Origin of the sequence: Pseudanabaena biceps PCC 7429, from assembly GCF_000332215.1 — a bacterium.
In the GTDB taxonomy this organism is placed as follows: domain Bacteria; phylum Cyanobacteriota; class Cyanobacteriia; order Pseudanabaenales; family Pseudanabaenaceae; genus Pseudanabaena; species Pseudanabaena biceps.
On record NZ_ALWB01000250.1, the window covers coordinates 1 to 7,501 of the forward strand.

Genomic DNA, 7,501 nt, shown 5'->3' on the forward strand with positions numbered 1-7,501 from the left:
GGTTGCCGCACTCCGTGCGGCAACCCTCTTTTGGGGTTTAATTTTGTCCTAAGTAAACCTTTGCTATATAAGCTGTCACCAATTGTATTGGGACATAAACTGCCAGAAGAGCTAAAAATTCGCCCATCTCTTGTACTTCCTAGGTTTACCGCTGCATTAATCTAGGCAATTATTTTCAGAAATTTATCGCAATCCCTCAATAATTGTAGCGATCGCACCCAAGAAAAGGAGAAAAGTAGCCGCAAACCTAGCAATCTGAGAAATGAGAGGAAACACGAAATGAATCACTGGCAAAAAGCCCAAAGCGATCGCCATAAGGGTCACAAGACCAAAACCAAGAACAAGCAAGCAAAAATACTTTATTAATCGCCCCGACCATCTGAATAGCCAATTATGACGAGGTTTCTGGGGTTTCTGAGGTTTCTGCCGAAAATCTTGCCTAGACATTTGATTCTCCTTGCTTACATAAGCGATTAAACCCAAAAATATGTATTTATATGTATTTAGAACATCCAACTTGAATGCCAATAGCTCTTCTTTCGAGCCTAGAGCAACAAATCAGAACAGATTTTACATATGCTATATACATAAAGTATATTGCATTAATACATATAATTTATGTATATATTATACACATCAAAAGCAAAAATAAAACTAGAAGAGCGTACCGCCCACCAAGTGGGCAGTACGCTCTTCTAGTTTTATTTTTTAATTATGCTGAACTACTTAGCAATTTAAAATAATTTAGTTATCATTTAATAATTAGCTAAGGTAGTTTCAAGAGAAATTAGATGATTGCAGAAGATCTGAGAGCGGGCGGAGATTATAGCAACCAAGATTTGTCGAATCTAGATCTAAGTTATAGAAATTTAGAAGGTGTAAATCTGGACGGTGCAACTTTAGAAAATACAAATCTACGACGCGCAAATCTTACTGGTGCTAGTCTAATTGGAGCTAAATTACTTAATGTTCGCCTTGGAGGAACCAGACTTTATGGCGCGAATTTATCCCATGCCCAATTATCAGGGAATTGGATGAAAAGTGCCAATTTAGAAAATGCTGATTGTCGCAATGCTGACTTTAGTAAGGTTACTTTGACAGGAGCGAATCTTCGCAGAGCAAATTTCTGTAATGCCATTTTAAATGAAGCTCTATTGAATCGCGCCGATTTGCAAGAGGCAGATCTACGCAATGCCAAGATGAAGAATGTCAACTTGCGCAATGCAGTTTTAATTAAGGGGAATTTAAGTGGAGCAAATTTAACCAAGGCAAATCTCAATGCCGCCGATCTTAGTGAAGCCGATCTTCAGAGCGCTATTTTCCAGTTTGCATCCCTGAATGGAGCGAAATTAGTCAATGCCAATCTCGATAGCGCCAATTTAAAATTCGCAGAACTATATGCTGCCAATTTAGGCTTTGCAAGCCTCAGAGGAGCAACCCTAGCTTCAGCCAAGCTAATTCGAGTACAGTTAAGATGCTCGGACTTAAGTGAAGCTAATCTCAATAACATTAATTTAAGTGGAGCAGACTTAAATCGGTGTAATCTCAAAAAGGTTAATTTGAGCAATGCCCACCTTGATAGCGCTGACTTTCATAGCTCTGATTTAAGCGATACAAATCTATGTAATTCCGATTTATGCCGTGCAAATTTGATCTATGCCAATCTCTATAAGGCGGATTTAAGTAATGCAAGGATTATTGGGGCAAATCTCAGCTTTGCCAATCTCACACAGACAAAGTTAATTGGCACTAACCTCACAGGTTCAAAATTAATTTTAGCTAATCTCCAAGAGGCTAGTTTACCGAATGCCCAGTTAATTCGGGTAAGTATGGGTGATGCGAATCTGCGAAACTGCAATCTATCCCATGCCGATCTCAGCCGCGTGTATCTGAGTAATGCCGATATGAGCTATGTGAATTTGACTAGTGCCGAGTTGCATGGAGCAAATCTCTTACGGGTGGACTTAAACAACGCCAATTTAAACCATGCAGGGATGAGTCGGACTTTTTTAACCAGCGTTGATTTCACTGAAGCTAATTTGAGTTACGTCGATCTGAGATCTTCTGAACTTACTGAAGTTAATTGGGATAGAGCAGTTCTAAGCTCTGCCTTACTTGGAGGCAGTATCGGGCTATCTCCAGACGAAGAGAAAAATTTAATCGCAATTGGTGCAACTCGCGTCGCCAGTTCCGTATATCAAGACAAAGAGGAAGAAAATCGTCGCAAGTTAGAAGGATTTAGGGCAAATTTTGAAGAGCGAATTTTAGATATCATGGATGTAATTCGTCAGCTCCAAGCCAATATTTTATTGTTAGAAGAAAGTGTGGAAGAATTGATTAATGTGGATAAGTTAGATGATTCTAAGAGTTTACTTGCATTCATCAAGCTTGCTAGAGATATCCATGCCGAATTTACCCAAAAAGTAGAAAATCATAAGTTAGAAGTGATTGAAAATCTCGATAGTGGCAAAATGTATGATTGGATAGAAGCTGATTTTAAGCAGGAGTACGATGATAGCCATCAAGCCATTTTGAATGTAGATCGATTTGCGCGAGTAGTTCAGACTGTATGGAAAGGCATATCAAGTTTTATTCCATTAGCTACTTAGGTAGCTTGTAGGACATAAAACCCAAAATTGCCGTGCGGAGTGCGGCAACACTATTTTGGGTTTTAATTTGAGCCTAACAAGACTAGCAACAGCTATATTCTCAAGTGGCGATCGCTAATTGCTCAAGATTCCAACGCTTGGTTGCCTCAGCAATACGTTGTCCAAAATATTCTGCGGTTAAGCGATCGCCAGAATCGAGAATAGCTTCTCCGCCAGTCATACTCATGATAGTTTGTCCCATAATGCCAAGAAAAGACCCCAATCGATTCACACCATCAGTTTTGCCAAGGTATTGACTGGGTAAATCCCCCGCGCCTACCCACACCATACCCTGTTGCGCCGCATAGATGGATAAATATATTAGAGTTCCTTGCTTATCGCCACTGAGAGAGCCCGAATGGGTGAATCCAGCGGCAATTTTATCTTTCCATTTTCGAGAGAACCAAGCGGAACTACCAGCATCTAGAAAGGCTTTGAATTGCGCGGCTACACCTCCCATATAGGTTGGCGAACCAAAAACGATCGCATCGGCACGATCGAGCTTTTCCATAATTTCGTCATCTTGCCAACGTCCATTAGTAATTTGCTCTCCTTTAATCCGCAGCAGTTCGACATGATTACCAGTTTTGCGAACTCCCTCAGCGATCGCCTCAGCAGTTAAGTGGGTATGTCCCGAACCAGAAAAATAAACAATGGCGATTGATGGCATGGAACCCTCCTTGAGTTACCTATTCGAGCTACAATTAGATACTAATAGATACTAAAAGTAACTACCTACTAAAGTAAAGTAGGTACTAAATTGTAACTAGTAGTAACTTTCTGGTAACTAGCTATGGCAAAGCGATCGCGAGAACCCAATCCTTGTCCCGTCAGCATTTTGACAAACCTATTGTCAGGACCTTGGACTCTGTATATTTTGTGGGTGCTATCCAATTTAGGTCCCCAGAGGTTTGGCGCTTTGAAGAGGCAAATTGATGGCATTTCCACCAAAATGTTAACTGAACGTCTGCGGATGCTAGAGCAGGAAGAAATTTTATATCGCCACTACGAACCAACAGTTCCTCCTCAAGTAACCTATGGATTAACCGAAAAAGCCAAGGAACTCGTAGTTATTTTGGATCAATTAAACGGGTTGGCTCAACGTTGGTATGGACAAGAACGGCAAACTACTTGTTATCCTCAAGCCCAAAATAGTAGCTTTACGCAGCAGTTCAGCGTCGTTAAAAACCAAGACCGAAAAGAGCTTACCGCCGAATGGGCTTTACACTCTTCTGGAGCAACTACAAAAAGATGAGTGGCGGCGCTTCGCACCGTCACTCATCTTTGGGGTTTTACGTCCTAAGCAAACCTTACGTTGCTATAAGTAGCTAGGCGCAATTAAATATAAAACCCAAAAACCTGTAGCGCACGCGCAGCGTGCGCTACAGGTTTTGATTCTGGGTTTTAATTATGCCCAGCTACTTATTGCTGTATTAAGGTTACTGATGCTTAGCAGCTTAACTGCTTAATAATTCTCCAGTTTCTTGCAATGAATGGAGGCGATGGTAGATCCCTCCTTGGGCTAGAAGCTGATGATGGGAACCAAATTCCACGACTCGACCTTTATCTAAAACAACGATCTTATCGGCATCGCGAACGGTGCTGAGACGATGGGCAATCACGATGGTTGTACGGGTTCCTTGAATCCGTCGCATCGCTAGCTGAATCGATCGCTCCGATTCATAATCCAGACTAGAAGTAGCTTCATCAAATATCAGCACGTCGGGATTGACCAGTAAAGCTCTGGCAATACCCAGCCTCTGACGCTGACCGCCTGATAGCCGCACGCCACGCTCACCCACAATAGTGTTGTAGCCGAGGGGAAACTGATGCAAAAATTCATCCACACTTGCGATCGCACAGGCTTCCTGAACTTGGGCGAAGGTAGCGGTCGGATTGCCATACATGAGGTTATCCATGAGCGTTCCGTTAAAGATATCCACTTCTTGATGCACGATCGCTAAGCGTTTGCGATAGCCTGTAATATCCAGATCCTTAATGTCTCGACCATCGATGAAAATACCACCACTCATTGGCTCAAAGTAGCGAAATAATAGCTTGACCAAAGTGGATTTACCCGAACCAGAGCGACCAACGAGGGCAACCGTTTCATAGGGTTCAATGATGAATTGGACTTTTTCCAGTACATGGCGATGGCGATCGTAGCCAAAGGTCAGATCACGAAATTCTACTTTGCCCGAAAATTGATATTGCGGATATTGCATTCCCGATGGCAAAGCGATCGCCGAATCTTGACCATTTGACTGCTTCATAAACTCGTGAAAACGAATCATAGAGGAGTAGCGACGGGCAAAGACCTCTGCCAGCAAACAAATCGGCTTGATTTCGGAATATGCCATACTTGCCAAGGTAGAGATCGTAATGAAATGCCCGATGGACATCTTGCCCCCAAAGGTCGCAAACAATGCAGCTCCAAACACCACATATTGACAAGCCTCCAGCACGGTATCACGCACCATTCCCAGCTTCACATAACCAATGTGAATTCCCCACAGCGAGACTTTTGCCTCCCTGACAAGGCGATCGCTTTGTCGTTTGTATTCCTTAGATTCATTGGCAAACGCCTTCACGGTTTTGATATTAGTAATGATTTCCGAAGTACGACTTTCCGTATTCTCTTGATAAATATCAAGGGTTTCTTCCGTCTTCACTAATCCCTTCAGCTTTTGCAAACTTCCCCAGAGAATCAAAATGAATGAAACTAAAAAGAAAGCAGAAATCCACCAAGCGATCGCGCAAATAATAGCGAAGATGCCAAGGATTCGGACTAATTTAGGAATCAATTGCCCTGCAATCTCAGGGTAAGACCACATATGATTGGCTAGTCCCCTTGCGACTCGGCCTGCGATCCGTCCTGCATTATTCTCATCATAAAATTCAATGGGCAAGGTCAAGATTTTGGAGATCGCCTTTTGCGTCTGATCGCGTCGAGTTTCAAGGGCTATTTGCCAATGGAAATTATTAGCAACCCATACCTGTATCGGCGCGCGCACCACCGTTACGACAAAAATTAACCCCAATAGAATTATTAATGAGATGGTTTGACTAACTGGCTGTCTCAATACTGTTGCTACAGCGGCAACGAGATAATACATTTCGCTATCTAGATCTCGTCCTGACAAGACATTCAGGATTTGTCCGACAGTATAGGGAACGGTCAAATCGATAATTTCAAATAAACTAGAACCTGTAATGCTCCAGATTGCGGTTTTTTGATAGCGTTTAAAGTAACGAACGATGTCCCAAAAATTAGCTGTCATGCTCCGTAACCAAAATAAAAAAGATAAGTCCTCAAATGAAGCACTGACCTATTGCTAGCCTAACAGATATAACAATGCTTGAGTTAGAACCCCCAAAGATGAGTGGCGGCGCTTTACGCCGCCACTCATCTTTAGCGTACCGCCCGCGTAGCGGGCAGTACGCTCTTCGCTGAACTACTTATTTCAATTGTTGATGTGATCTACCTTTCTAAAAACCCACGACAAATTGCTTAAACGGTTCTCGGAACTGCCAAATCATTAAGCTCGTCAATCTTTGGCATATCAGGAATTATGCAGGCAGTAGAGAAGCACATGAAATCGAGAGCAATCACCTTAAGCATTCTATCAGCATTATTAATCAGCATCCCCAGTTTCAGCAAAGCCGCCAATGCCGCCCCTAAGGATTTTGAACCTGAAGAAAAAATTACAATGGAAGTCTATCGTGCCGCAAATCCTGCGGTAGTGACGATCAAAACCTCAACTAGTACAGGTTCGGGCAGCATTGTAACCCCTGATGGCTTAGTAATTACCAATGAACATGTAATTCGCGATGCCAAGAACGGTAATGTCCGTATCATCAATAGCGAAGGTAAAACCTATAGCGGACAGGTGGTAACCACCGATCGCAAAAATGATCTCGCCTTAGTCAAAATTGCCTCTAGCGATCGCTTTCCTTCTCTATCCTTTGCCGATCGCGACAGTATTCTAGTGGGAGAAAAAGTATTTGCGATCGGTAGCCCCTTCGGTCTATCGGGAACGCTGACAACGGGCATTCTCAGCCGTATCGCTGCCGATGGCGATCTCCAAACCGACGCTAGACTAAATCCTGGCAATTCAGGTGGTCCCTTGCTTAATTCACGGGGAGAAATCATCGGGGTCAACAAAGCAATTCTCAGCCCTGACGGTCGTTCCAATACAGGCATTGGCTTTGCGATTAGCGCCCCTATTGCCAAGGAATTCATGACGCGCAGTGCCGCTATATCTCAACCAAACAAGATAGCCAGTCTTCCCAGTTCGTCAAGCCCAACTCCAGCAATTACTCTACCCACATCTCCCTCCAGAACGGGCGAGCGCAAACAGTTAGGAGTAATTCTCAACCCTAACAGTCTCACTGTTTATTCAGTTAATCCTAACTCTCTTGCCAGTCGCATGGGATTACAACGTGGCGATCGCCTGATTGGACTAAATGGTGCTCCCCTTAGCGATGCCAAGCAAATCGTGGATTATCTTGCCCAAAATCCCTCTTCCGCACTTTTGAGCGTAGCCAGAAATACAGGAATTACCAATTATCAAATCAAATTTTAAGCGATCGCATTTCTCTTAAGTAGCTAGGCGCAATTAAACATAAAACCCCAAGACCTATAGCGCACGCTGCGCGTGCGCTATAGGTCTTGGGGTTTTAATTATCCCCAGCTACTTATAGCAACGTAAAGTTTGCTTAGGGAGCATCTCACTAATGCAATGAGTATTTCTACTTATAGATGACATATGAGAAAATGAATAAAAATGAGGTTAAAAAAGATGACACCCGAAGAAAGCAAAGTTCTGAAAGAACATCTAAAAGCTGCGGCG

At 42.9% G+C, this 7,501-nt stretch carries 6 protein-coding genes; 3 read left to right on the forward strand and 3 right to left on the reverse strand.

Annotation, left to right across the window (positions count from 1 at the left end):
* Positions 1-183 precede the first annotated feature (183 nt).
* Positions 184-447, reverse strand: coding sequence for a hypothetical protein (locus PSE7429_RS19870; RefSeq protein WP_009629143.1), 264 nt, complete (start codon positions 445-447; stop codon positions 184-186).
* Between the two features lie 344 nt (positions 448-791).
* Here PSE7429_RS19870 and PSE7429_RS23910 point away from each other — a divergent pair, with 344 nt between their 5' ends.
* Positions 792-2,609 carry a pentapeptide repeat-containing protein gene (locus PSE7429_RS23910; RefSeq protein ID WP_009629144.1) on the forward strand — a complete coding sequence of 606 codons (1,818 nt, stop codon included), beginning with the start codon at positions 792-794 and terminating at the stop codon, positions 2,607-2,609.
* A gap of 100 nt (positions 2,610-2,709) precedes the next feature.
* On the opposite strand, the gene PSE7429_RS19880 is transcribed toward PSE7429_RS23910, so the two are convergent.
* Positions 2,710-3,318, reverse strand: a complete 609-nt coding sequence (locus PSE7429_RS19880) for a flavodoxin family protein (protein WP_009629145.1) — start codon at positions 3,316-3,318, stop codon at positions 2,710-2,712.
* Positions 3,319-3,441: 123 nt separating this feature from the next.
* Between PSE7429_RS19880 and PSE7429_RS19885 the strand changes: the two genes are divergently transcribed.
* Complete coding sequence (locus tag PSE7429_RS19885; protein ID WP_009629146.1) at positions 3,442-3,903, forward strand: winged helix-turn-helix transcriptional regulator; 462 nt, start codon at positions 3,442-3,444, stop codon at positions 3,901-3,903.
* A gap of 202 nt (positions 3,904-4,105) precedes the next feature.
* Here the strand turns inward: PSE7429_RS19885 and PSE7429_RS19890 are convergent, their stop codons facing one another.
* On the reverse strand, positions 4,106-5,929 hold the full coding sequence (locus PSE7429_RS19890; RefSeq protein WP_009629147.1) for an ABC transporter ATP-binding protein: 1,824 nt from the start codon (positions 5,927-5,929) through the stop codon (positions 4,106-4,108).
* A 312-nt stretch (positions 5,930-6,241) separates the two neighbouring features.
* Between PSE7429_RS19890 and PSE7429_RS19895 the strand changes: the two genes are divergently transcribed.
* On the forward strand, positions 6,242-7,234 hold the full coding sequence (locus tag PSE7429_RS19895; RefSeq protein WP_040689742.1) for a S1C family serine protease: 993 nt from the start codon (positions 6,242-6,244) through the stop codon (positions 7,232-7,234).
* Positions 7,235-7,501 lie beyond the last annotated feature (267 nt).

Excerpts from the sequence above, each read along its gene's own strand:
- PSE7429_RS19895 (WP_040689742.1), top strand. The coding sequence starts at position 6,242 with ATGAAATCGAGAGCAATCACCTTAAGCATTCTATCAGCATTATTAATC.
- PSE7429_RS19885 (WP_009629146.1), top strand. The coding sequence starts at position 3,442 with ATGGCAAAGCGATCGCGAGAACCCAATCCTTGTCCCGTCAGCATTTTG.
- PSE7429_RS19870 (WP_009629143.1), bottom strand. The coding sequence starts at position 447 with ATGTCTAGGCAAGATTTTCGGCAGAAACCTCAGAAACCCCAGAAACCT.
- PSE7429_RS19890 (WP_009629147.1), bottom strand. The coding sequence starts at position 5,929 with ATGACAGCTAATTTTTGGGACATCGTTCGTTACTTTAAACGCTATCAA.
- PSE7429_RS19880 (WP_009629145.1), bottom strand. The coding sequence starts at position 3,318 with ATGCCATCAATCGCCATTGTTTATTTTTCTGGTTCGGGACATACCCAC.
- PSE7429_RS23910 (WP_009629144.1), top strand. The coding sequence starts at position 792 with ATGATTGCAGAAGATCTGAGAGCGGGCGGAGATTATAGCAACCAAGAT.